The organism is Segatella copri (assembly GCF_015074785.1).
Lineage (GTDB): Bacteria > Bacteroidota > Bacteroidia > Bacteroidales > Bacteroidaceae > Prevotella.
Map to the genome: position 1 here is coordinate 2,279,993 of NZ_CP042464.1, position 25,011 is coordinate 2,305,003.

Consider the following 25,011-nt stretch of genomic DNA (forward strand, 5'->3'; position numbering starts at 1 on the left):
AGCTTAATCCTGATAATTTTCAAGAGACTTCTTCAAATCATGAACAAGCTTATCTCTTAAACTCTTTGGCTCCATGACTGTAACCTTGCTTCCATATGACAAGATTTTGCTCCTCAACTCAAAGTTGTCATACACATATAAAGATACGTAAACATAATCCTTGTCTCCATCACTTTCAAAAAGCTCTTCCTGGGAGGTATGAATAGGCTTGCTCTCTATATATGGATACTCACCACGATCTATACGTAACTTCACTAAAATCGGTTCCGCACCATCCGGCTTGGTTACACCCACCACATTTTCAAAGTAAACAGAAAAATCAACATCACATTCCTTATAATGAATATGCTGGTTGGCCTCCATCTTGAGAATTCGGTCCAGAGCCAGGTTGTAGATTTTTCCCTCTACCTCGTCTCTGTGCCTGGTGGCAATGAGATACCATCGCTGGTTATACTGCTTGAGGAACTGAGGAAATACGGTCCACTCACGCTTACCTCTTCCAGGAACCTCATATCTAATGTCCATGGTCTGATGCTGTATGATAGCCTTGAGTAAAGGCTCCAGCAGATCATGAGGCTTCACTCTACCATGAGACTCCAGCAATACTTTCTCAAAAGAAATGACTGGGCGATTATCTTTATCATACCCCAGGAACTTGTTGATTTCATCAGTCAGGGTGGTCAAGGAAGACTCCAAGCCTAATCCCAGAAAATCACCCAATGTCTTCTTGATCTTATTTAAATTGCATAAAACCACTTGGTTGGCTGCAGAATTACCCTTAATAATAGAGGAGCCGATATTTTGATATACAAAACATTGACAACCGTCTCTTTTCTGATCTCTGTTAATTTTAAGACCATAATCAGAATCTATTTTTTCCAAGTAATAACGATACATACGCTCAGTGGTATCTGTATTTAACCGCTGATTACAATATTTACTGATTTCCTTTATTGTCATTGGACGATCATACTTGCGCAAACATTCATCAATGAGTTCCAAACGCTTCTGACATATTATATTACCCTTACCCATAATTTTAATTGTTAGTTAATATCAATAGTTCGTTAAAATTTGAGATAATGGCTAAGCAGCTTTACGTTGCCAGCCAAAGAGTTCTTTGATAGTATGACTAATTAACTTTCGGTTCGGTATTCTCCGACACTTGTTGAAAATTAATTTAGCGATGTATGTGCTTGCCATAATCTCCTTGAAAGAAGCCATGGAATACGGCAATTCATTTTCCTTCATCATCACTTTCGCAACATTCTGTGATGCGAATGATGCATTATAGGAAAAGTCCAACTGGTTCTTGTGTCTTGCTTGGCAATGCGTAAGACCAGTATATTGCTTTGCATCGCGAAAACAAAACTCTATTTGGAATCTTGAGCGGTATGTGCGCAACACTTCCTCACCCGACATGGATGTCTTTGTTGAGAAGAAAAGCTTGTGTTTTCCGTTCGGCATAACCCAAATGACAAGGCGCACTTTCTGCTTCAATGCCTTTGAATAGGCTATGAGTGTGTAGGCTGTGCCTTCAAGTCCTTCAATATGCAACTCTGCCATACGTGTGAGGTCAAGTTTCTTGTAGTTGATTTTTCCGTCAAGTGTCTTGGGACGTCCAGGCTTATTGGAACGAGGTCCCGTATACACATAATATAGGCTCGCAGTATCCCTGAAGCGGCTGACAAGATGGAAACCGCACTCTTTGATTCCGTCCACAAACGGACGGATAGAGAAGAAAGCGTCAGCGACAACAATATCGGTGACCTTCAACAAATCCTTCTTATAACGCTTGATGACCGCTATGTAATGTTGCACGAGAGTCATGTTACGCATTTTCAATTCTCCAGTAGATGGAGTCTGATGGGCGCGCAGCATCATGCAACTGTTGGCATGGACATCGACAAGTGCAAGCCCCATGATTTCAAGCCCATGCTTCATGGAACTTGCACAACCGGACCAGAAAGTACCGATATGCGGAGTCTTCTTACCCGACTTGCTGATGTAGCTCGGATCGATGGCTATAGCCAATAGACCATCCATATTCAAGTAACGTCGGCATAGGGCAAGGTTGAACTTCACCCAGTCTATGCATTTAGCACGACCACGGTTGAAGTTCGTTCTGTAGGTCTGCTCACAATGGGTGCCGTAACGCTCCATTTGAGTGAAATTTATCTTTCTTTGTATCGTCATGTACAATAAAAGTATTTCCAAGAGTAGACTCTCGAAAGTTTTGCTTAACTTTGCAGATGAACTTTTGATAGCATCTCTGCATATTTCCGTATATTGGTTGAGTGGTTCTGATGTCATATAACTTTGAGCTTAGAGAACTATAAAGTTACTGATAATCAGCCACTTAACCAAATTTTATTAGTTATATTACGTTAATTAACTCTCTCATTTTCAATCGATTACATAAGAATTAACAGAGTATTGTAATATATTTTCCCGCCGTAATAAGCGATGTTCTTAAACTTTCAATAATCTTGCCCGAAGAGAAATTACTCTCCAGGGCATGAGCCACGACATTTCGGTTTTTAGTAATCTCGAAATATACTCCTCTCAACTCAAATGGTATGAACTCCTTGTCATTGCAAATGACATCCTTAATTTCCTGACGCTCATCCTTGTCAAAAGGGTCGTGATTTGCAAGCTGACAGGCATAGGAAAGAATGCTCTCCTGCAAGGAAATCAAGGCAGCCGTATAGTTCATGTGCTTAAACTGCCACTGGGCCAGCTGATATTGGAACCGTGCAGGATCCTGCTCGGTTCCCTTGAAATTATTGAGAAAATTCTTCACCACCGGCTTCACAATCATTTCAGGAAGCATCGAATCAAAATCCTTTTTCATCAAAGCTCTCAAAGACTGGGTCTCCTGAGAGATGGCATACAGATGGTTGAGATTCATCACATCCGAGAAATGCTTCAAACGATTGGTCACATCCGTATCCTCCTGCTGAATGAGCCCTGCAATCTGATAGGCATTTCCATACTGCTTGAAAGCCATGGCTCCCACAATCCAGTCATTGAGTTTGAGGATTTTCTTCAAATCCACAATCGGAGCATAACCATACTCCTTGCTCATCTCTATCATACCATAATATATATGAGAAATCTTGATATTCTTGCTGCTGACATTCCTCAGATAAAGAAGCAGATTCATGATGGTAATAGGCAATGAGCGGAAAGAATGGGTAACATCCACGATGAGTTCATCTCCCGTAGAGAGCAACTGGTTCAGCTGCAGGATGATGTTGATATTCTCATTGATTTCCTCCTCATTCACGCCATATCTTATGAGAGCAAGATGGGCATCCTTTCCAATAGCCGCCTCTATCTCCTTGGCATGAGGGATATACAATTCACTCATGCTGGTAGCCGCTTCACAATGCTCTGCGATTTCACAATAGACATCCTCGTCAACCACACCGCCGTTCTTCTCCTGAAAATAGCGATATACCTCTTCCCACATACAATGGGCAGTACCAATTAATATAACCTTGCCTATATTCTGAGTTTCATATAATGCAGCTGCCATAAATGAGTATTCACCCAGATTCTCTTCACCCAGATGATAAGAAGCCCTGCGATATTCACGGGCAGACTTCTCCTCCCCCAATGTCCCCTTGTTCACCAGAGGACCTGTACCGATAAATGAAATGAGTACCTTTGCCATAATATTACTGATTAAAGTTTTTAAATCTATCAGGAAGCTCCCGTCTGGAAAGCGTACCAAAGCCCACGCTACCACTCTTTCCCAAAGCAATGCCGTCAGGAAGTTCCATGTTGCTGACAAACATCAGATCAAAGGTATCAAACTTCACATGCTTGTAGCTCTGTTCCACAGGCTCTTTCAATTGAGTGATGGCACATTCTATCTTTTCAGCTGCATGATAGCCAATCCCCTTCAAAAAGGAAAGGATGTTGCCTGTGATGACCTTCTCCAGAAAAATCAACTTGTCCGTAAGAGCCAGCATGGAATGGTATTTCTTGAAGTTTTCATCAGTAAGACCGATATAACTGCTCAGATGATAAAGCTTCGGGGCATCATCTATTTTGGGAAAATAAGGAGTGAGCGTACAATCCTGTACATGAAACTCCATCTCCTTCTTTCCAATCATGAGACTTATAGGAAACTTTCCCACCAGAGCCATCACTGCCATGGCAGCATCCGCTATTCCAATCAGACAAACATGATTATCAATTACCTTGTACTGAACCAAAGAGTATCCATATCTCAGCCCATTTGCCTCATGATTGTGAAAATAGGGATTTTCCCTACCAGCCAATTCAACTATGGCACCACGAAAGCACCTGAGTTCAGTAGAGCTCAAGGTTTCCTTAAATCTCAACACGGCTATGTTAGTTGCTTCCATTTCTTATTTTTTTGGCGAAAATACAAAAAAATATCCCCTCAAATCCGCAACCTATAGGGTTTAGTGGGATTTTGCTTGCAAAGCGACAAAATTCATTTTATTGTACATATTTCTTGCACAACAGAAATGTCGCAGACACAAAATCCCCTTACCCCATAAAGCGACTTGAGGTAATACGCTGGTTTAACCAGAAAAGCATGGTCTTTAACCAAAGTCTGTCTTGAACAGGTTGGCATAAGCATTGTTGTCTGAGTAAATATTCAATACATGCCTACGTGATGTCTTAATCCATTTCGCAGGAACAGAGATGAACTTGAAAACAAAGGTCTTGATTCTGCTGGTGGCACGCAATCCAAATTCATGGGTTTTCAATCTCTGCATAATAGCTTTGTAGAAGTTTCTGATGAGAGCTGTCATAAGCAGGAATACAGTATTCTGTGCCATGAACGATTTTGGCAATCGATTCCAGCCAAAGCCATTGTTCATGTCATCGAAGATGCGTTCCTTGCCACCACGAAGATTGTAGAATTCCACGATGTCTCTTGCACTCGACTTGTAATCGTTAGTCAGTATACATCTGTAGGTATATTCGCCTTCCCAAATGTCAAGGTCTCCATCTATTCGCCTTTGTCTCTGTATGACAAGACGATACGGTTTTCCTTTCCATTTCTCAACAAGGATGGAATTCAGCTCAAATTCAATACCGTTGATTTCAACAGTTTTCCATCCAGTCAAGGCAAACATGGAATCGTAGAAGGAAGAGCATCTGTTGGCACGAATATAAAAATGCCTGCAATGAGCCTCTACCATATCTACGATTTCCTCCGAGCATGAGCCGCAATCCATGCGGGCACGGGATATATATACTTCTGATGCCTCCAGTCGCTTGAAGATTCTTTCCAAAGTCTCTCTTTGGTTGAAGCGCACGTTTGTGTTGCCGTCTCTATTTTCAATACCGACAATCATGTCGTTAATGACTGCCACACCTGGACTATAGCCCAGGAACTTCTTGTAGGTTGGTTTTGCATCATGCTTCTCTGTTTCAATGAACTGATGGTCAAAGTCAAAATCATACTCTTGACCGGATTTCAATTGACCAGTAGCAAGCAGGGCTTTGATCAATAAGCAGTTCATCTTGTCTGCAGTATTGAAATCATAGGAGTTGCCAGAAGCAGATTTATAGGTGATGTTCTTACAAGTCAGTTCTTCGATAGCACGCAATATGGTGTCTGCGCTGCAAGTGCGAAGAGTTGGATGAAGAGACAAATGTTTCATCAAGTGAGTTGTAACATCCTCAATACATGAGCCGCCACAAAGATATACGCACATCAGAGAGCGTAGAATTTCGCTATATTGATAACCAAACATAGTGCATCTCAATCCCAAGGTGGAATCTATGGTTTGAGCTAAAAGAGCATCAAATTGCTCCATAATAGAAAAAATTCCTCCAAAAGGAGTGAGTTTCTCAGATTTTATTTGTATCTTTGCCATGTCATATTAGAGTTTTGCTTGTCTTCTTTTCGCAACACTAAGGTAAGTGAAAATTCTGACATGGCAAAATCCTGGGCAACTTTTTGTTGCTCAGGCACTTATAAATAATGTTAAACTATAGTGTTGCGGAATTAAGGTATCCGATAAATAACATTTTCTTGAAGAAAAAATAGTTTTTACCATCTTTTTTTTATACTTTTACACCCACAACCGTAAAAACAAAATAACATGGAGAAAAACAAATATATATATGGAGCCTCCATACAGGGCATCCAGGGTTTTATCTTCTCGACCAACTCACTCAAAGACATCGTCGGCGGCAGCGAGCTGGTAGAAAAGATATGCACCACCCTCTTTGAATCCAACTACCTGCAAGGAGCTACCCGTATCATCAATGCAGCCGGTAACATCAAATGTGTCTATGATGATCTCCAAGAATGCGAGAAAACCGTCCTGGAGTTTCCTAAGACCGTGATGCTGGCAGCTCCTGGCATCACCATCAGCCAGGCTGTGGTAAAGGTAACGGAGGAAGAACTCAAGACTCACTTCGCTTCCTGCATGGACCTGCTGGAGAAAAAGCTGAAGATCCAACGCAACAAACCAGCCAGAAGCATGACCGTAGGTTTCATGGGCGTAGAACGTTCAAGAACCACAGGACTTCCTGCCATCACCCAGGAAAGTCAGGAATATCTGGATGAAGGAACACTAAAGAAACGCAACCTCTCCGTCGGAGGCAAGGCAACCATCAGCCTGGCAGAAAAGAGTTTCCATATCAAGAATCTCTCTCCTAAGAACATCGCCTTGAACATCAAGAATCTCACAGGCAAGAATGACTGGGTAGCCATCATTCATGCTGACGGTAATGGTCTGGGACAGATTCTGTCCAAATTCAGCAGCTCCATGGAAAAGCTGAAAGACTTCTCAGAAAAGCTGAACCAGGCTACCTGCCAGGCAGCCCGAGCCGCCTTCAAAAAAGTATACATCGCAGAAGATTATACACAAGAGTCAAGCATTTTCCCATTCCGTCCTGTAGTACTGGGTGGAGATGACATGACCATGATATGCAAGGCAAGCCTAGCCCTCGACTATGTAAAGGTCTATCTTGAAGAGTTTGAGAATGCCACCAGGCAGAAGCTGGGTGCAGATAACGGACTCACCGCATGTGCAGGCATAGCCTTCATCAAGTCTTCCTATCCGTTCCACTATGGATATGACCTGGCAGAGACGCTATGTACCCAGGCCAAGATAGTTTCAAAGGATTCTCTTATCCAAAAGGATGCCCCAGTAGCACCATCAAGTGTGATGTTCTATAAGGTACAGGGAAGCTTCATTGAAAGCTATCCTAATATGATCCTGAAGGAAAAGACCCCACAAAAGGGACTTTCCTTCAACTTCGGACCTTATTTCCTGCACCAGACGGAAGAATACTGGACGATAGAAGAGCTGGAGGATACATGCAGTATTCTCAACGGCAAGGAGGGCAACACCGCCAAGACCAGCATCAGAAAATGGATGACCGCCATGCACCAGAATAAGGAAATGGCCAAGCAGGCAGCCGCTCGCAGCTATGCCATGCTCTCTGCTTCTACCAAGCAAACTTTCCAAAAGGCCACAACCCCACAGAAGAGAACGCTTTCTGAAGATGTTTTCTATCCTGCTGCGGATCTGCTGGACTTAAACACAATTCTCAACCAAAGAACAAAGGAAGGATAAAGCAATGAAAGACTTAACCATAAAAATAGAGTTCTTTTCACCATGGCACTGTGGATCTGGCCTCTCTGCCGGTGCAGATGCCGATTCACTCGTCATCAAGGACATCAATGGTCTGCCATTTATTCCCGGCAAGACAATCAAAGGCCTCATTCGAGAAGCTGTAGAGGACTATTCTGCCCTCAGAGGTCTGGACATGAACCTGGAGAAAGCCTTCGGCAAAGCAGCTACCGCTGAAGAAGCGCTGCCATCCGGCGCCCTGTTCTTCACCAATGCTACCCTCAAAGAGGACGAGGCTAAAAGCATCCTTTCCAACCATGTGGAAGACCTGCTATATATAAATAAGGTGGCAACAGCCATCGATGAGAAAAACGGAATCACCCAGGAACATAGCCTTCGCACCATCGAAACCACCATTCCATGCACACTCTATGTAACAATTCTCTATGTAGATGATGATATGGAAAGCGTTCTGGAATCAGCACTTGGCTTCATCAAGCATATGGGAACAGGCAGAAACAGAGGACTAGGCAGATGTAAATTCAGTATTGAGAAAGGAGGTAAGGCATGAAAACTCTTCAATTCAAATGTAAACTGCTCTCAGATGTCATCCTGAACCAGCGAGCAGCCACAGAAGGAAACCAGGAATCCCTGACCTTCATTCCAGGCAACTGCTTCCTGGGCATCGTAGCTAAAGACTACATGAGCTTCCAACCCCAAGAGCAGGCAGAAATCTTCCATAGCGGACATGTAAGATTCGGTGACGCACATCCGGCATCCAAGGATGCCAAGACAAGAAGCCTCCATATTCCGGCATCCCTCTTCTACCCAAAGCTCAAATCCTTGGGTGAGGAAAGCTACATCCACCACTTCTATAGCCGCTCAGATGACAAGCATGGTGCTGGTGGCCAGCCACAGCAGCTCAAGCAATGCCGCGAAGGCTACTATGAGTTTGCAGAAAACGAGGCTAACGCAGTAGAGAGTCTGAAAAGCTTTGCCATCAAGAGTGCCTATGACAGAACCCTTCGCAAGAGTAAGGACAGCCAGATGTTCGGATATGAAGGACTGGAGAAGGGAAGCGAATTCTATTTCTCTGTAGAGATAGACGATGAAGCCCTTGCCCCTATCATCGAGGAAAAGCTGACAGGAAGAAAACATGTGGGCAGATCCAAGACGGCACAGTATGGCCTCATTGAAATCACGAAAGCTTCCTTCCAGGAAATTCCATCTGCAGCATCCCAGTTCTCTATCAATGGAAGTAACTATATTACAGTCTTTGCCGATGGCAGACTCATCTTCCTGGATGAAACAGGAACAGCAACCTTCCAGCCAACAGCCCAGATGCTGGGACTCAACGGAGAAATCGACTGGGAGAAGTCACAGATCAGAACCTTCCAATATGCTCCCTGGAATAGCAAGCGCCAAACCAGAGATGCAGACCGTGTGGGTATCGAAAAAGGCAGTGTCTTCGTTGTCAAGCTTGATGAGCTGCCAACACTCTCACAGCTTCCTTCCTATGTAGGCAACTATAAGAATGAGGGATTCGGTAAGGTCATCTATGGATGGAAGCTGCTGCAAAAGGCAGGGGAAAATGGTCAGACAGCCCTTCAACTCACCCATAAGACAAAAGCTCAGGCTACAGAGACAAGAGCCCTGGAGGGAACACCGCTGCTGTCATTCCTGGCAAGAAAGAAGCACAAGAACAGTTCTTCTGTCTATATCTATGAGCAGGTGAACCACTTTGTCAAGATGTACAAGCCATTGTTCTCACAAGGCAAATTCTCTTCTCAATGGGGTGCCATCCGCAGCATCGCCCTCCAGCATCCTACCATGAACGAGATTCTCCTTGAACTCTTCGACAAGAAGGAAATGAAAAAACGAGAGCCGTCTCCAACAGATCCAAGAGCCGAAGTCATAGAGTCAATCGGCTATATTACCCATGGAATCAAGGCCAAGGACTGGAAAGCCAAGCAGAGAGACAGAATCCTCAGAGAGTTTATAGAGCAGATGGGTAACAACGAGGAGTATGGAGACCTGTCTCAAAGAGCATTAGTGAACCTTGCCTCTGAAATGGCAAAAAAACAATAGAGCAATGCAGATGACAAAATATAAATATCGCATGATTGCGCGCATCACCCTGGAGGCGACATCACCTCTGGCAGTGGGTAGCGGCGAGAAGGACATCATTACAGATGCACCTGTGGCAAGAGACGTGAATGACCTGCCATATATCCCGGGCACATCACTCATGGGCATCATCCGTCACAGCCTGAAAGACCTGAAGGAGAGAGACTCTATCTTCGGATATCAGAAAGGAGACAAGGGAGAAGGCTCCAAGGTCCTCATTTCCGACGCACTGCTTCTAGGCAGCAACCAGAAGGCCATGGACGGACTTAAGAATATAGAGCAGGATGAGTATCTCAAGGCCTTTGAGGTATTGCCTATCCGCCAGCATGTAAGAATCACGGAAAAGGGTACAGGCGCAGACCATGGCAAGTTCGACGAACAGGTAGTATATAAAGGCACCCGATTCATCTTCGAGATGGAACTCCTCTCTGAAACGAAGGATGACGAGAATATGCAGAACATTCTGAACACCATCTCCTCTCCTACCTTCAGAGTCGGCAGCGGAACGAGAAATGGTTTCGGAAGCATGAAGGTCGTGAGCTTGAAGTACGCAAGCTATGACCTGACTCAGGAAAAGGACCTCGATGCCTACCTGAAAAAGTCATCATCGCTGGAAGAGGACTGGAATGAGGCCATCGAGAAGAAGCCAAGCGAACAGCAGGGAGCTGACTGGATCAAATATACCCTCACTCTCAAGCCTTTGAACTTCTTCCTGTTCTCATCAGGATTTGGAGACGAAGATGCCGATATGATACCCGTCAAGGAAAACTATGTGGACTGGTCAACCGGCAAGCCAGAAATCAAGGAGGCCAAGAGCCTGATACCGGCAACATCCGTCAAAGGAGCCATTTCACACCGTACAGCCTACCACTGGAACCGCCTTACAAAACACTTTGTGGACAACGCAGAGGCTATCGCAAGCGACAGAAACAAGGCATGCCTGGATATCTTCGGCACCACACTGGACGAAGGAGACGTCAAACCATCCAGAGGAAAGGCCATCTTCTCAGATGTCTTCATTGAGAACACGGACTCAAAGGTTCTTCCTCACATCAGGGTAGATAAGTTTACCGGTGGAGTGATGGACGGTGCCCTGTTCCAGGAAAAGGTAAGCACAGCGGAAAACCAGGAACTCGTGGAAGAGATCTGGGTTGAAAAGGAAGCCCTTCAAGACGAAGATGTCAGAAAGGCATTCGAGAAAGCCCTCCAGGACATCTGCGACGGCCTCCTGCCACTGGGCGGTGGTACCAACAGAGGAAATGGTATATTCATCGGAACACTTAACATACAAGAGTAAGCATGGAACATCAGATAAAAAATGCAAAATATGAAGGCTACCTCTGGCAAAGCGACCAGAGCAAGCCAAGAATCATAGGAGAAGGAGAACCTCTTTCTCTTACCCTTACAGACGGCGAGAATCCTTTCGTCGTAGAGGGACTGCTGTGGAACCCGGAAGAAAAAACTTCTATCCAGATCCGTTATGTGGACGGAAATTACTTCGTAACAACATACGAGGTAAAGCAGGAAGAACTGGATGGCTCTGCCACCACAACTCCAATTACCTACCTGCCACACCGTCTTCCAGGCGTGAAGGCACTAAAGTTCCTGCGCCAGTGGGAAGAGGTGAAGGATGAGCTTTGTGAAAACATGCCTACCCTTCAGCTCAAGGCAAACATATTCGTTGGATTTGAAAAATAATGGAGGAACTGCAAAATGAAAATTACAGCACCCTATAATTTCGTGCCACTCAATGAAAAGGTGTTCTACCCTTCCTGGAGTGAGCAGGTAACTCAAGACTTGCCATTCTCAGACTCAGAGGATGGAGTGATCGAGGTGAAAATCAAGAACGTATCTCCTCTCTTCACACGCGACGGTGCACTGAATGAGCACTCTGCTCATATCATGGGTAAGGACGGAAAACGCCACTACTTCATCCCAGGCACCACCATCAAGGGAACATTGCGTGAAATCATTGAAATCATGTCCTTTGGCAAGATGCAGGAGGACAAGGACTTCCAGAACAGATGGTTTGGTTATCGTGATGTGGCCAACAGAATGAATAAGGCTAAAAGCGCCGAATACCTCAATAAGGTAAATAATGCCATACCAGGCTGGCTCTCAAAGGAAGGTGAAAGGTATTTCTTCACCCCATGCGATGGACAACTGGAAAAGATCAATAGCATAGAAGTAGGCTTGAATTTCCCAGGATATAAACCAAATGGCTCTGTCTGGGAAACCAATGTTTCAGTAGGCTCGGATTCCAACCATTATCCTACCTATCCTGAGAGAGAAAAAGATGGAATAAGCTACCGAATCGTCTGCACAGGACTCATGCAAGGCAAGAAACATGAACTGCTGTTCCCTTCAGACAGAGGTGAGAGCATCCCTTTAAGCGAGGAAACCATCAGAGCCTTCAAGAGTATCTATGAAGGAACTCCAGATTTCGCCAAGGAAAAAGAAGGAAAAGGCTGTTTCCTGATGGCTCTTGAAAAGGGTTATGAAATACCGGTATTCTATCTCAAGATGCAAAATGGTCAGGAGATTCTCGGTATGTCCAGAATGTTCAAACTCCCATTCAGAAACAATGTACGCCAACAGGTAGAAATCCTGCAAAAGACCGACAAGACCAGACACGACCTGGGAGAAACCCTGTTTGGTTACACTGGTGACGACAACCTGAAGGGAAGAGTGCAAATCAGCCATGCCTTCATGGATGGAACAGTAGAGGACTCTGAGCTTATAGAGACAAAGGGTATTCTGGGAACTCCTAAGGCCTCCTACTATCCTCTGTATCTGAAACAACAGCATTCACCATACAAGACCTATGATGAAAACGAGGGTATCGCAGGAAGAAAGCTATATAGAATCCATTCTGAGGGAACCACCACCCAGCTTCCACAAGGAGAAAACAAGAATGTGGGAACAACATTCAAGGCCCTTCCAGCCGGACAAACTTTTACACTCAGAATTTCCTTGCATAATACAAGAGAAGCTGAGATTGGAGCTATATTGGCAGCCCTGACGTTCAATATGACTCCAGATGTGTTCTTCAACCTGGGTATGGCCAAGGCTTTTGGCTTCGGCAAATGCCACATCGATAAGGAAGACATCACCCTTCGCGGCTTTAGCCAAGACATGAACTACTATATGCAGCGCTTTGAGGAAATGATGTCGGTGTTCACTTATGAGAACTACCAGCAGTTGTGGGCCCAAACCGAAAGCATCACCCAACTCGTCAATATCCTCAGTGAACATACAGACGAAGAAGTCAGAATGATGGAGATGAAAGAGTATGGAGACAGCAAGTTCGAGAAGAAGAATCCTTTCAACAAGATCCAGGAAAAAGGTACACCAATCCACTCATGGCTCACGGATGAAGACAAGGATAAGATTAGAGACCTTGCACTCAAGGCTAAAGGTGAAAGAGCAGAAAAAGAAGCCCGCAGATCACTCTCCGAGCAATATACCCTTGCCAAGAGCTATGTAGAAACCAAGGATTTCCAAAAGGCAAAGGAACTCTATAACGCAATCATGGACGAACTCCTCAAAAAAGGAATCAACATCCAGGAAGAAAGACAAATCGTTGCCGATATCGAAGAACAGATTGCCAAGCAGGAAGAAGAGAAAAAGCAACAAGCAGCACAGGCTGCTCAGGAAGCTAAAGAAAAGGAACATGCTGCTGGTCTTGGCACCACCCTTGATAAACTCGCTGGAGATGGCGTAAACTATAGTATCAAGGACTTCAAGGTATGCTTCCAGAAGGTGGAAAAATGGCTGAAAGACTTCAAGACATCACAGCTCAACGAATCCGACAGCAACGCCCTCTTCAATACCTCAACCCGCTTGCTACAGGATCCATCCAAGAAGGAAGTGAAGGAACTTGCCAAACCATTTGACAAGAGTGGAATCTGGAAAAAACTGTCCGGTTTCCTAGGCAAAGACAAGGCCAAGGAACTCTATGATTCCTACCAGAAGTAAAAAAGGATAGGTCCAAACAGACCTGAACAGAACAGCAAATCACTATATTAAAATCAATCCCATACCAAGGCAACCAACCTTGATATGGGATTTTTTCATGTAACAGTAAACCCTAACAATGAACCAAAATAACCTATGAATAACTCACAAACAAATGATTCTAATCCTTGTTATAGTGGACAATGGTCTCGTACGTGCATGCTTCAGGAGCAACAATGTGCTTCTTTGCCTGGTCTTAATCCTTGTTGTAGTGGACAATGGTCTCGTACTCAGCTTGCAATGGTGCAAGCATTAATGTCTATCCGTCTTAATCCTTGTTGTAGTGGACAATGGTCTCGTACTATAACATTATAACAATTATACAAATGATTAACTTGTCTTAATCCTTGTTGTAGTGGACAATGGTCTCGTACAATGATAAAAAAAATATCGGATCGAAAGGAACAAAGTCTTAATCCTTGTTGTAGTGGACAATGGTCTCGTACTTGTGGTCAGGTAAGAGGAATGGTAGCAGAGAAGTTGTCTTAATCCTTGTTGTAGTGGACAATGGTCTCGTACATACTCGTGGTTATCTTGGAGGAATGGATGCTAATGTCTTAATCCTTGTTGTAGTGGACAATGGTCTCGTACATAGATTTGATACTCAGATACTGAGTATTGAGCCTGTCTTAATCCTTGTTGTAGTGGACAATGGTCTCGTACGTGTCAAAGATGATGCAGGAGACCGACAATCCTACAGTCTTAATCCTTGTTGTAGTGGACAATGGTCTCGTACTTACTGGTCATTGGTCAACTATGGGCGGTGTACTTAGTCTTAATCCTTGTTGTAGTGGACAATGGTCTCGTACTTACTGGTCATTGGTCAACTATGGGCGGTGTACTTAGTCTTAATCCTTGTTGTAGTGGACAATGGTCTCGTACTCTACTGCTAATAAACGTATTAATAAAAATAGGAGAACTAGTCTTAATCCTTGTTGTAGTGGACAATGGTCTCGTACTACTTACTATTCACATAAGAATAAAGCTAAAAAGTCTTAATCCTTGTTGTAGTGGACAATGGTCTCGTACAACGAGTTAACAGATGAGTCTTGGAAGCAAATGGTCTTAATCCTTGTTGTAGTGGACAATGGTCTCGTACATTAATTTTTAAAATAAGGAGAACTTATTATGAATAGTCTTAATCCTTGTTGTAGTGGACAATGGTCTCGTACATCATGTAGAGTTTACTGATGACTATGATGATAAAATGTCTTAATCCTTGTTGTAGTGGACAATGGTCTCGTACTTGTGCGTCTTATCTTGAGGAGAAGGGCGTATCCAGTCTTAATCCTTGTTGTAGTGGACAATGGTCTCGTACTCAACCTTATAAGACATTATTGATTATCAATAAGTTAAAGAACTTCACTAAACAAATATTTACCTTTCTTAACCGAAAATTAACTATTTCTTAGCGAGTGCAAAGGTACGACTTTTTTTCGAGATATGCAAGCCAATTATTCTTAAATATTTAGCCATTTTATCCCAAAAATTTAACTCTGTTAACCAAATAGGGAGACAGAAACCTAAAGACAAACGACAAGACCACCCACCACCCCACCATTCAGCACTAACAAACTTCAGAAAAAGAAGGCTATCTCCTACCATTAACCATGAATCCTACATATCCATTACTCCCCTCCATTAAAGATTCTAACGACAACAAGAAAAGTGATGAACGAATAATCCATACCCCATAAAAGGTGTAAAAATCAACCACTAACCAACAAAATCCTAGAAAATCGAGTCAGTGAAATACCACTTCAAAATCCCGCTTTACCTTTGCACCCAGAAATCAAAACCATAAACATATGGAGATCGTATTAAATTCATATGGTGCTAAACTTAGCATCAACAATGGAGCTTTCATGCTCAACAATTCAACAGGAAGCCATCGCATACCTGTTAAAGACGTGGATTCCATCTTAGTAGCCAAGAGTGCCGTACTCACATCCGACGCCTTGATACTTGCCATTGAAAATGATATCAGGGTCACGCTGGCCGACAAAGGTGGCAACGTTATGGGATGCGTATGGAGCCACAAATATGGTTCCATCTCCACCATCAGAAAAGGGCAGCTGATATTCACGGCATCACAGGATGCAGTGGAATGGATCAAAAAGGTCATCATCCAAAAGATGCAAAACCAACTGACCCTGCTCCTCATGCTGCAGGTAGATACAGGGCAGAAGGAACTCATCGTTGAGGAAGCTGGCAACAAAATCAGCAAACTCATCGCAAAGGTAGATGCCCTGGAAGGATTCACGGTAAAAGAAATCGCCAATAACCTCAGAGCCTATGAAGGCAATGCCTCCAAGGAATACTTCCGGGCATTGAATCAATTCATTCCTGAGAAATACCGGTTCAAGGAGCGCTCACAACATCCGGCTACAGATGTTGCCAACGCCATGCTCAACTACGGATACGGTATCCTGTATGGAAAGATTGAGAATGCACTCATTCGCTGCGGCATAGATCCCTATATAGGCATTCTCCACAGAGACGAGTATGGAAGACCCGTCCTTTCCTATGATGTGATAGAACTCTACAGGGTATGGATAGACTATATTGTCTATTCCCTGCTGGCACAAAATATCATAACAGAGGACTACTACTCCCGAGACGAAAGAGGAGCAGTATGGCTGGAAGCCCTGGGAAGAAGAGTCATCATCCAGTCAGTCAATGACTACCTCTCAGAGAATGAATCCATCAAGGGAATGACCAGAAGCAGAGAAACCCATATATTTCTCTATATGCAAAAATTCGCACAACAATTAAAACACTACTAATATGAAAGAGCAGACTGTATCATTGGGAACCAAGATCGTGGCTGCCAATGAAAAATTGACATCTATCAATATGATAGACCTATTCGAGATGATTGCTCACCCAGAGCCATCACTCAGAAATCAGACAGAAGTCCTGCGCAGTATCCAGCGCATGGACAGTGCCAAATACAACCTGATGAAAAAATCACTCCCCTACTTTGTCTGCGCCCACTTTGCCCCAGACTACAGAAGAAAGGAAAACTTCTCATCAGTATCATCACTTGTCCTAGACATAGACCATGTGGACGAGAAGAGCATCCAGCTGGATGAGCTGAAAGCAGAACTGGCAAAAGACGAGCGCATCGCCATGATGTTCACCTCTCCTAGCGGTTGTGGCTTGAAACTCATCTTCCTGCTCGACAAACCATGCCTGGATAAAAACATCTATTCATCATTCTACAAGCAGTTCGCCTGGGACTTCGCCAAGGAACATCACTTGGAAACATTCATTGACCTCAAAACCAATGACGTGACCAGAGCCTGCTTCATTCCTGCGGACGACCATGCCATCCTTAACATGACAGCCACACCTGTCAACTTGGAGAACTATGTGGACCTGGATTGCGTGGACCAGTTCATCAAGGAAGACAAAATGCCAAGCATCAGCCAAGAGAAACAAGTACAGGACCTGGAACCAGTAGAAAAGAAGCTGGATCCTGACCAGGAAACCATGAACAGAATCAAAGAAAGACTCGAACTGAGCCAAAAGAAGAAACTGCCCCAGGAAGTTCGCCCAATCTATGTTCCCGAGGAAATCACCAACATAGTCACTGACCTGAAGCAATCCATAGAAAAAACAGGAGTAGAACTGTATGATACCAGAAACATCCAGTACGGCATCAAACTCATGTTCCGTACCCATCAACTAAAAGCAGAAATCAACCTGTTCTTCGGGCACAAGGGATACTCGGTGGTAGAATCTCCCAAGAGAGGAACCTCCATGCAACTCAATGGCATGATGGCGCAACTGGTAAATGATTACATACAAACGCTAAGATATACCTCATGAAAGGAAACCATCTCATCGAAACCAGACTGATTGGTCAGGCCGGCTTATCCGGCACAGGAACCATCGGTAGAGTAACGGGTAATTTAGACGAGCTCCCCACCCTACCGGAAAGAATCAGACAGATACTGAACATCATCTCTTCAGCAGAAAGGAAACCAGGATATATGATATGCTTCATCATGTACGACATCACCAGCAACAAGGTCAGAACATTGATTGCAAAGTTCCTACTGAAAAAAGGATGTACTAGGGTCCAGAAGTCCATCTTCATGGCAGACATGCCATCTGATGAAGTTCAAGACATAGCCCAGAAACTTACAGAGATTCAAAAGATGTATGATAACAACGACAGCATACTGATTGTCCCACTATCAGAGGACTATGCCAGAGCCATGAAGATCATTGGTCAGGAAGTAGATATCGATCTTATCCTGCATTCCAAAAACACCCTGTTTTTCTAGGCTTAAACACAAAATCAAGGAAAAATGAGCCAGTGAAATATCATTTCACTATGTTCAAGTACCTTTGCACCCGAAATAAAACGAAAGCTATTTCTCCCCACTTCTGTAGGAGGATAGCAATGTATAAATATAAAGTAATAAAAACAAGAGAACAATGAAATTCATCAACTTAACACCCCACACCATCACCCTGAATGATGGCACAAGCTTCCCTACGGAAGGAAATGCAAGAGTAGCAGATATCTATACCAAGTTCAATGCAAACGGTATTTGCAAGGTTAAACACGGAGAGATCGAAAATCTCCCGGAACCAGAAGCCAACACCACCTTCATCGTATCGGCCATGGTACTCGCAGCAGCAAAGGAAAAAGGCAGAGAAGATGTGGTAGCCCCTGCTACCGGACACCCTGAGTGCAAAAGAGAAAACGGCTTCATCGTTTCTGTCCCTGGATTCGTCCACTAGACAATGCCACAGGCGCATATAATAAGGTAAGGGAGACCCTCTCAACTGACAAAATCAAGGAAAATTGAGTCAGTGAAATATCATTTCACCGAGTTTCCCTACCTTTGCACACAGAAAACCAAAGCCGCTATGGTTAAGTAAGTTAGCGACACTATTGACATATGTAAATTTCAAATATCATGACAATTTTAAGTATTATCATCGGGATCATCATCCTACTGGATGTATTGACATTCCTGGTAAAAGCTACCGGCAATGCAAGTAACTTCATGTGGTACCTCTGCCGCCCACTCTGGGGTATCCTCGGCAATGGAGTGTATCAGAACATCTCCATGTTCATCGGTCTCCTCATCCGCTTGGCAGAAGCCGTCGTACTCACACACATCGTAGAAAACCTCTTCAGACAGTTAGTAGCATGAGCAAAGTCACCATTCCAAGCAGGGCTTCCTACCAGGTTAGGAACCCTGCATCAGAAGAAAGTCCCTTCCTAGAAGCAGACTGGGCCCCAATCAATGCCCATCAGGTATATCAAGCCTTGAAAAGAATGCAATGCAGAAATCACCAGGCAACATCAGCCTATAAATGCAAAGGTTTGGGAGCCCCATACAAGACAAGCCAGCAACAGGAAAACTGGCTAGGAGCAATCATCAATCATTTCAATCAAAATACAAATATTCAGTTAAAACATATCAAGACTATGTGCAAATTCAACAAATTCAATGGTAAAGTTACCAACTACTACAGCAACATGTATGTCATCGAAGTAGATGACAAGACTATCTACATCCCATTCAGCGTGATGCATAAATTCCCGGCATTTCCACAATCCATGATGGAAGATGGTCACCTCAAGATCGGCGTAACAGTCATCATGGTGAAAAAAGACGAGAAGACATACTACCCTGACCATGAAACCTACGGAGTCAACAACAATCAGGAACATAAGCTGAACATCGATGGTACTTACCTGCTCAAGGATACAAAAGCGTATAAGCAGTCCAACAGCCTTCCAGAACTGATGGCTCAACTCAGCACACAGCTGCCTTCACTTCAAGAGGACCTGAGATTGGAAACGCTGAAAGTAATCTCAGCTATCAACATGACAGAGGAGCAAAAGGTAGAGAAACTTACATCCATGGTAGACTTCCCATTGGACTTCGTAGAGTCACAGATCCTGGAAAAGAAGGCAAGCCTGTTCTATGCACCAGGCAATACCAAGGATGACAGAGCACAACTCAAGGAGATCGTAGAATCAATCGTTGCCATGTGCAATAGCGAGGAACAGAAACAATGCCAACTCATCATAGGAGTGAACGACAAGACCAATAAGACTTGCAAACTCCAGGATGAAATCGCCTCCAACTATCCACAGATGGCCAACCTCGACCAGTTTCAGAATACCCTGCTGGTTCCGTTCATCAAGTCATACACCTACGACAATGCCCTGCTCATGTCATCCCTCAAATACAACTGGTACAACTACAATGGTGACCTGATCCTCATTATAGACATCAACTACCACGGAGATCCTATCATCTGCAAAGGTGGCAGACTCCCCTACCGGTGCGACTCCGCCAAAATGATTGCTGAAGGAGTGGACCTGGTAAACATGGTCAAGAAACTGACAAGAAATGCCGCATAACATATAAGGAGGACTGCCCAAGCAAAGGCAGTCCTCTGATAATCAGAGGGGAAAAAATCCAGAAAAGATCAATTGGAAAAAAAGATAGCAGAACAGATGGTAAAAACTTTGAAACAAAAGAAACATCAGAAAAAGATTGTACCATCAGTTCATACACAGAAGCAGGCATTTGGTACAATCAACAGATAGGATGTAGCATTGTTTGCTCATTTTTATCTACTTTTGCACTAGAAATGTTTACCTTTAGCCAGCTAAAGGTATATATGGATGTGCAAAGGTACTCTAAAACATTTAGTAATAAATAAAATCATTGCACCCATGATTTTCTAACATTAGAAACAACGTAAAAATAACAATATACAATGAAAATGTTATATGATATAATCGCAGGCATCATTTCTATGATTGCCAAAAGTCTTGGAGTTTCATATGCCACAGCCAATGTGGCATGGAGCTTATACCTACAGGGACTGGTGTGTATCCTATCCTGCCTCTTGCTTCTCATCCCCATGAGGAAGAGATACAAGCAATTCGGCCTGGATGTGTTCACCATATCAGGAACAATTTCCATTCTTGGCTATACATATCTGATCTTCTCCAACTGGTTCAATTTCATCAGCCCATTCATTGGACTTAGCTTTCAGACACAGCATAAAGCACTCATCAACTATACAAAGATGACGGGGATGCAATGGCACATGAGTTACCAGAGTGTTTATATCATCCTCTTTGTCTTCCTGGGAATGGCACTAATAGGATCGAACATCATTCTGCTAGTATGGTTCAACAAACTTGCCAAGAAGACCAGCAATGAACTGATAAGTTTTCCTGTATCGAAATAACCCAACATACAAAAGAAGAATATATGACTAAGAAATGTATTATATCTGTATTACTCGTGGTGGCTTGGGCATTGTTTGCCTCTCTGTTTTACAAGACCATCATGTTGATGTTGCTCTTCCTGGTATGGAAGAAACACATCTTCGAGATGCTTCCAGTATGGATGCAGAAATGGGGGATGAAGCCTTATTGGATGCTCTTCTTCGTATGCCTGTGGATGGCAATGCCCCGTTATCGCATCGAATCTAATGACAGGGTGAGACTCGTTTATCTGGATAAGAATGGTGAAACCAAACACCCTCCGCTTACCCAATATCTCATCAATACCCTGATTCCTGAAGAAGAGATAGTAAACTTTGGCATAAAAAACCTGATGATTACCCGACCTGTAATCAGCATGATGGGCGTTGGCGGAACTCTTATTGCACAAGCCAATCAGGATATTGCCAATGGAAAGATTCATAACTTCTTTACTCCGTATGACAACCTGGGAAAGGATAACCCGATGTCTGGTGTCTATGTGCAGGCTTTCAACGAGGCTTTCGGAACCAGCGACAGGGCTGTGTATATCTGCGACCCTAAAGGAGATGAGAATGTAAGATGGAGCAAGGAGAACGGATTCAAATATCCGCTGGTGGTATTCTGTCATGGCTACCTGGGCAACTGGCAACTCTATCAGGGTATCTGGAAGGACCTGGACAACTGCATCGTGCTGAGCATCGGTACTCGCAGCATGAGTGGCATCTTCACAAATCGTGATATCAATGAGATTTTCAGCTATTACATACCTTCCTTGGAGCAAATGGGCTATCACATCGACCATCGTCAGATTCACCTGATGGGGCTTTCAAATGGAGGTAGTGCGATAGTGGCTGCCATGCACTCATCCCATGCAAAGGATTTCAAGAGTTTGACATCTATCTCCTGTAATCTTGGAGGACTGAGGAAGATACCATGTAACGTGAACCTGATTGGAGGTGGTGAGGACAACTCTTCATTTCTCATGCCAAGCCAGGCCAGCAGGCTCAGCAAGATGGGAGTCCATACAGGGCTGTTCTTTGTTCCTGAAGAAAACCATTATGTCTTGGTAAACAGGCGCAATGAGATTATCGAGTTTCTCAAGCAGCAGATGAATCTGACTTGCGTCAGGGAATAGTAAAGTCAAAGTTTAGATTATGCACAAGTTAATTATGAAAAAGTTTTTAATCATATTGGGTATCCTACTCCTGCTTGTCATCGGTGTCCTTTTCGTTCCACCTATTTATAATAGGTTCACAAAACCGCTTTTTAAGAATACGGTGGATGCTAAAGAGTGGTATCATCAGGTGGATTGTGAGAACCTGACACAAGTAAGAGACTATTGTGATAGACGGGGATACAGTACGGATTACTATATTCTGGTGGATTTCTCCATTCCATCTGGCAAAAAGAGATTCTTTATCTATGATTTGCAGCGTGGCAAAAGACTGATGAGCAGCTATTGCATGCATGGAAGTGGTAAGGGAAATACAGCAGCCCAACCAAAGTTCAGCAATAACCCTGGAAGTGGATGCACGAGTCTTGGCAGATATGTCATGATAGGAAAAGGTGGAAAGAAGTTCAAGAACTGCGTTCGCCTTCAAGGTCTCGACAAGAGCAATTATCTGGCAAAAGCCCGCGGTATCCTAATCCATTCTGCTGGCAAGGTGACAAGATTCTCCGGTGAGAAGGAGTATATTCCGCTGGGAACAGAGAGTCGTGGCTGCTTTACTGTATCAAGGAGCTGCGTGGAGAAAGTGATGCAGATATACAAGGAATCTTCTAGGAGAAGACCGGTATTGATTTATGCAAAATACAAATAAAAAAGAATATTCTATGAAGAAGTTATTATTGTTTATAGCTGGAATCTCAATCCTGTTTTTAGCAGGTTGTTCCAATGGAAATCAGAGTCATGGCAATGAGGGAATGGGAGATAGTCTCCCTGCAGATCCTCCATTGGGTTATGTCATAGAGTTAAAGCCTTTGGGAAATTTCTCACATCAGGAGGCAGAACAGTTGAGAGAAGAACTCGTGAAGCAATTGGGTATCATTCTCTATACGAAACCAAGGGCTTGGTTAGAAGCTTCTGTGTTTGTTGGAGACAAGAAAGAAATACCTGCTTCATGTCTCTACAAACCAAGAAACAGGTATTGGGCTGGGGGGATCCTGAAAATGTTGCATGAAGAGCATGGAGGTAATGATGAAATCGTAACGATAGGTTTGACGCATCGAGACATCTCTACTTCTATTCATGGACAATACAACTATGGAATCATGGGATTGAGTTTCCGGCCAGGTGACGCCTGTGTGGTTTCAACCTTCCGATTGAAACGAAAGGATGACTTATGGAAAGTAACAATCCATGAATTCCTGCATTCTCGCGGTTTGCCGCATTGCAAGAAGGATGATTTGAAGTGCCTGATGCAGGATGCCCATGGCAAGAATACTTTCTACATGAAAAACGGACTGTGCCAAGATTGCCAAAAGTCATTGAAAAACATCATTGACAATCAATGAGAGTCCAAACCAACCAAGATTTTGCTTATAATTTTGTCGCAGGAGTTCCGTAATAACCATACAGAACCCAAAATACAAAGTAAACTATCATAACTATACATTCAATTATCTAAGAACTGATAAGGTCTATTCTTAGGGTATGCCCCATTTTGGTGTACCCTAAAGAATGGACTGCTCAAAAGCAAGCATATCAAAAACAAAAAATCCCCACTAAATCAACCCACTCCAGATTCATTCAAAACCACAACCAAGTGGAAAAATAAAGAACCTTTGGCCAGATGTAAGAGTATGAACACTACACCTACTTAGTTGAGAAGTGACACAGCTCTTTCCCAAACCAAAGGTAGAAAGGCTGATGAAAGCAACAAGGTTAGTGCTCATTTGCCACTATGCAAGTATATCCTACATTTAGTCGTACATACTTGGGAGCAACCTTTCTTTAATGCAGTTGGCACTTCTCAGTCAGCCCAATTCCGGCCAATATCCAACTGCTATGCAAAACATTGGTGGTAAAAATGAGAAAGTCTATGCACCCTCTCCCTCTATCCAACGTTTTTGGTTTATAACAATTGATCAATGCATTTAACAGAAATACACCATCAATAATAAAATACATAGGTACTATCAAACAGAGATTATCCCTTATTGTAGTGGAAGATGGTCTCGTACTTTGACCGCAAAGCATATACTATTACTCCTGATGGAGTTTGGTAGTCTTAATCCTTGTTGTAGTGGACAATGGTCTCGTACATTATGAAAATTTCAGTAGGCAAAAACGGTGCTGTGTCTTAATCCTTGTTGTAGTGGACGAAGGTCTCGTACAGCATTGACCCTGATTATGCCGATGATTATCAGTGAAGTCTTAATCTTTGTTGTAGTGGAAGATGGTCTCGTACTGCTGAGAAAGACTGTTATCAGCCAGGCGAACGAGTCTTAATCCTTGTTGTAGTGGACGATGGTCTCGTACGAGTTATTTAACAACAGGTAACGATTCATGGTTGTCTTAATCCTTGTTGTAGTGGACAATGGTCTCGTACACACTGGTAAAATTACATTCTATAAACAACTTAAGTCTTAATCCTTGTTGTAGTGGACAATGGTCTCGTACAGGAAGACGAATGGGATGCATGCTATTAGGAATGAGTGAGTCTTAATCCTTGTTGTAGTGGACAATGGTCTCGTACTTAACATTTAAAAAAATTAAGAGTATGAAAATTTCAGTCGTCTTAATCCTTGTTGTAGTGGACAATGGTCTCGTACCTCACTGATGATATTGCAACATTCAATGCAAAGGGGTCTTAATCCTTGTTGTAGTGGACAATGGTCTCGTACTTGAAAGAGTTGAACAAGATTCGCAAGGATGCGGGCGGTCTTAATCCTTGTTGTAGTGGACAATGGTCTCGTACTCGATCTTATAAGACTATACTGATTATCAGTAAGTTAAAGAACTTTACTAAACAAATATTGACTTTACTTAACCGAAAATTAACTATTTCTTAGCGGGTGCAAAGG

Annotated in this window: 21 protein-coding genes and 2 CRISPR repeat arrays; of the genes, 16 read left to right on the forward strand and 5 right to left on the reverse strand. The window is 43.3% G+C overall.

The features are described from left to right. Positions 1–3: 3 nt before the first annotated feature. From FO447_RS09795 to FO447_RS09815, 5 genes are all read right to left on the reverse strand, one after another. Positions 4–720 (reverse strand): helix-turn-helix transcriptional regulator, encoded by a 717-nt coding sequence (locus FO447_RS09795; protein ID WP_203031491.1) that lies wholly within the window; start codon positions 718–720, stop codon positions 4–6. 366 nt (positions 721–1,086) lie between these two features. Then, complete coding sequence (locus tag FO447_RS09800) at positions 1,087–2,313, reverse strand: transposase (RefSeq protein ID WP_117664388.1); 1,227 nt, start codon at positions 2,311–2,313, stop codon at positions 1,087–1,089. Between the two features lie 112 nt (positions 2,314–2,425). Next, entirely contained in the window at positions 2,426–3,679 is a 1,254-nt protein-coding gene (gene csx2, locus FO447_RS09805; protein WP_200756167.1) for a TIGR02221 family CRISPR-associated protein, read from the reverse strand. Positions 3,680–3,683: 4 nt separating this feature from the next. Continuing rightward, positions 3,684–4,379: a CRISPR-associated endonuclease Cas6 gene (locus FO447_RS09810; protein ID WP_200756168.1), complete on the reverse strand. Its 696-nt coding sequence runs from the start codon at positions 4,377–4,379 to the stop codon at positions 3,684–3,686. Positions 4,380–4,583: 204 nt separating this feature from the next. After that, entirely contained in the window at positions 4,584–5,870 is a 1,287-nt protein-coding gene (locus FO447_RS09815; RefSeq protein WP_055235773.1) for an IS1380-like element IS942 family transposase, read from the reverse strand. Positions 5,871–6,098: 228 nt separating this feature from the next. On the opposite strand from FO447_RS09815, the gene FO447_RS09820 reads away from it, so the two are divergent. The 16 genes from FO447_RS09820 (at position 6,099) to FO447_RS09895 (ending at position 23,499) form a co-directional block, all read left to right on the forward strand. Next, positions 6,099–7,583, forward strand: coding sequence for a Cas10/Cmr2 second palm domain-containing protein (locus FO447_RS09820; protein WP_200756169.1), 1,485 nt, complete (start codon positions 6,099–6,101; stop codon positions 7,581–7,583). 4 nt (positions 7,584–7,587) lie between these two features. Continuing rightward, a complete protein-coding gene (locus FO447_RS09825) occupies positions 7,588–8,151 on the forward strand; it encodes an RAMP superfamily CRISPR-associated protein (protein ID WP_200756170.1) in 564 nt (187 codons plus the stop codon). Next, positions 8,148–9,668, forward strand: a complete 1,521-nt coding sequence (locus FO447_RS09830) for a hypothetical protein (protein WP_200756171.1) — start codon at positions 8,148–8,150, stop codon at positions 9,666–9,668. The genes FO447_RS09825 and FO447_RS09830 overlap by 4 nt, the downstream gene beginning before the upstream one ends. A 10-nt stretch (positions 9,669–9,678) precedes the next feature. Then, entirely contained in the window at positions 9,679–11,004 is a 1,326-nt protein-coding gene (locus tag FO447_RS09835) for an RAMP superfamily CRISPR-associated protein (RefSeq protein ID WP_200756172.1), read from the forward strand. A gap of 2 nt (positions 11,005–11,006) precedes the next feature. Beyond that, on the forward strand, positions 11,007–11,405 hold the full coding sequence (locus tag FO447_RS09840) for a TIGR04423 family type III CRISPR-associated protein (protein ID WP_200756173.1): 399 nt from the start codon (positions 11,007–11,009) through the stop codon (positions 11,403–11,405). A 15-nt stretch (positions 11,406–11,420) separates the two neighbouring features. Then, a complete protein-coding gene (locus tag FO447_RS09845) occupies positions 11,421–13,685 on the forward strand; it encodes a TIGR03986 family type III CRISPR-associated RAMP protein (RefSeq protein WP_200756174.1) in 2,265 nt (754 codons plus the stop codon). 157 nt (positions 13,686–13,842) lie between these two features. Beyond that, positions 13,843–15,042: direct repeats of the CRISPR family, unit length 37 nt; unit sequence GTCTTAATCCTTGTTGTAGTGGACAATGGTCTCGTAC. Positions 15,043–15,532: 490 nt separating this feature from the next. Beyond that, the gene (cas1, locus tag FO447_RS09850; RefSeq protein WP_200756175.1) at positions 15,533–16,510 is read left to right on the forward strand and encodes a CRISPR-associated endonuclease Cas1; all 978 of its coding nucleotides are present in this window, start codon (positions 15,533–15,535) and stop codon (positions 16,508–16,510) included. Position 16,511: 1 nt separating this feature from the next. Next, positions 16,512–17,558, forward strand: a complete 1,047-nt coding sequence (locus tag FO447_RS09855) for a CRISPR-associated primase-polymerase type B (RefSeq protein ID WP_200756176.1) — start codon at positions 16,512–16,514, stop codon at positions 17,556–17,558. Next, on the forward strand, positions 17,555–18,019 hold the full coding sequence (cas2, locus tag FO447_RS09860) for a CRISPR-associated endonuclease Cas2 (protein WP_200756177.1): 465 nt from the start codon (positions 17,555–17,557) through the stop codon (positions 18,017–18,019). Before FO447_RS09855 ends, cas2 begins: the two co-directional genes overlap by 4 nt. 154 nt (positions 18,020–18,173) lie before the next feature. Next, complete coding sequence (locus tag FO447_RS09865) at positions 18,174–18,482, forward strand: hypothetical protein (protein WP_200756178.1); 309 nt, start codon at positions 18,174–18,176, stop codon at positions 18,480–18,482. 179 nt (positions 18,483–18,661) lie between these two features. After that, on the forward strand, positions 18,662–18,901 hold the full coding sequence (locus FO447_RS09870) for a hypothetical protein (RefSeq protein ID WP_200756179.1): 240 nt from the start codon (positions 18,662–18,664) through the stop codon (positions 18,899–18,901). 125 nt (positions 18,902–19,026) lie between these two features. After that, positions 19,027–20,124 (forward strand): RNA-binding domain-containing protein, encoded by a 1,098-nt coding sequence (locus FO447_RS09875; RefSeq protein WP_200756180.1) that lies wholly within the window; start codon positions 19,027–19,029, stop codon positions 20,122–20,124. 362 nt (positions 20,125–20,486) lie between these two features. Then, a complete protein-coding gene (locus tag FO447_RS09880) occupies positions 20,487–20,966 on the forward strand; it encodes a hypothetical protein (RefSeq protein WP_200756181.1) in 480 nt (159 codons plus the stop codon). A gap of 23 nt (positions 20,967–20,989) precedes the next feature. Then, positions 20,990–22,120, forward strand: a complete 1,131-nt coding sequence (locus FO447_RS09885; protein ID WP_200756182.1) for an alpha/beta hydrolase family protein — start codon at positions 20,990–20,992, stop codon at positions 22,118–22,120. A gap of 34 nt (positions 22,121–22,154) precedes the next feature. Next, positions 22,155–22,805 (forward strand): murein L,D-transpeptidase catalytic domain-containing protein, encoded by a 651-nt coding sequence (locus tag FO447_RS09890; RefSeq protein WP_200756183.1) that lies wholly within the window; start codon positions 22,155–22,157, stop codon positions 22,803–22,805. A gap of 13 nt (positions 22,806–22,818) precedes the next feature. Then, on the forward strand, positions 22,819–23,499 hold the full coding sequence (locus tag FO447_RS09895) for a hypothetical protein (RefSeq protein ID WP_200756184.1): 681 nt from the start codon (positions 22,819–22,821) through the stop codon (positions 23,497–23,499). A gap of 713 nt (positions 23,500–24,212) precedes the next feature. Further along, a CRISPR array of direct repeats spans positions 24,213–24,905; the repeat unit is 37 nt; unit sequence GTCTTAATCCTTGTTGTAGTGGACAATGGTCTCGTAC. Positions 24,906–25,011: the final 106 nt, after the last annotated feature.

Bases quoted from the DNA above. Each gene is read 5' to 3' on its own strand.
- FO447_RS09800 (WP_117664388.1), bottom strand. From the start codon at position 2,313: ATGACATCAGAACCACTCAACCAATATACGGAAATATGCAGAGATGCT.
- csx2 (WP_200756167.1), bottom strand. From the start codon at position 3,679: ATGGCAAAGGTACTCATTTCATTTATCGGTACAGGTCCTCTGGTGAAC.
- FO447_RS09810 (WP_200756168.1), bottom strand. From the start codon at position 4,379: ATGGAAGCAACTAACATAGCCGTGTTGAGATTTAAGGAAACCTTGAGC.
- FO447_RS09815 (WP_055235773.1), bottom strand. From the start codon at position 5,870: ATGGCAAAGATACAAATAAAATCTGAGAAACTCACTCCTTTTGGAGGA.
- FO447_RS09820 (WP_200756169.1), top strand. From the start codon at position 6,099: ATGGAGAAAAACAAATATATATATGGAGCCTCCATACAGGGCATCCAG.
- FO447_RS09825 (WP_200756170.1), top strand. From the start codon at position 7,588: ATGAAAGACTTAACCATAAAAATAGAGTTCTTTTCACCATGGCACTGT.
- FO447_RS09830 (WP_200756171.1), top strand. From the start codon at position 8,148: ATGAAAACTCTTCAATTCAAATGTAAACTGCTCTCAGATGTCATCCTG.
- FO447_RS09835 (WP_200756172.1), top strand. From the start codon at position 9,679: ATGACAAAATATAAATATCGCATGATTGCGCGCATCACCCTGGAGGCG.
- FO447_RS09840 (WP_200756173.1), top strand. From the start codon at position 11,007: ATGGAACATCAGATAAAAAATGCAAAATATGAAGGCTACCTCTGGCAA.
- FO447_RS09845 (WP_200756174.1), top strand. From the start codon at position 11,421: ATGAAAATTACAGCACCCTATAATTTCGTGCCACTCAATGAAAAGGTG.
- cas1 (WP_200756175.1), top strand. From the start codon at position 15,533: ATGGAGATCGTATTAAATTCATATGGTGCTAAACTTAGCATCAACAAT.
- FO447_RS09855 (WP_200756176.1), top strand. From the start codon at position 16,512: ATGAAAGAGCAGACTGTATCATTGGGAACCAAGATCGTGGCTGCCAAT.
- cas2 (WP_200756177.1), top strand. From the start codon at position 17,555: ATGAAAGGAAACCATCTCATCGAAACCAGACTGATTGGTCAGGCCGGC.
- FO447_RS09865 (WP_200756178.1), top strand. From the start codon at position 18,174: ATGAAATTCATCAACTTAACACCCCACACCATCACCCTGAATGATGGC.
- FO447_RS09870 (WP_200756179.1), top strand. From the start codon at position 18,662: ATGACAATTTTAAGTATTATCATCGGGATCATCATCCTACTGGATGTA.
- FO447_RS09875 (WP_200756180.1), top strand. From the start codon at position 19,027: ATGCAATGCAGAAATCACCAGGCAACATCAGCCTATAAATGCAAAGGT.
- FO447_RS09880 (WP_200756181.1), top strand. From the start codon at position 20,487: ATGAAAATGTTATATGATATAATCGCAGGCATCATTTCTATGATTGCC.
- FO447_RS09885 (WP_200756182.1), top strand. From the start codon at position 20,990: ATGACTAAGAAATGTATTATATCTGTATTACTCGTGGTGGCTTGGGCA.
- FO447_RS09890 (WP_200756183.1), top strand. From the start codon at position 22,155: ATGAAAAAGTTTTTAATCATATTGGGTATCCTACTCCTGCTTGTCATC.
- FO447_RS09895 (WP_200756184.1), top strand. From the start codon at position 22,819: ATGAAGAAGTTATTATTGTTTATAGCTGGAATCTCAATCCTGTTTTTA.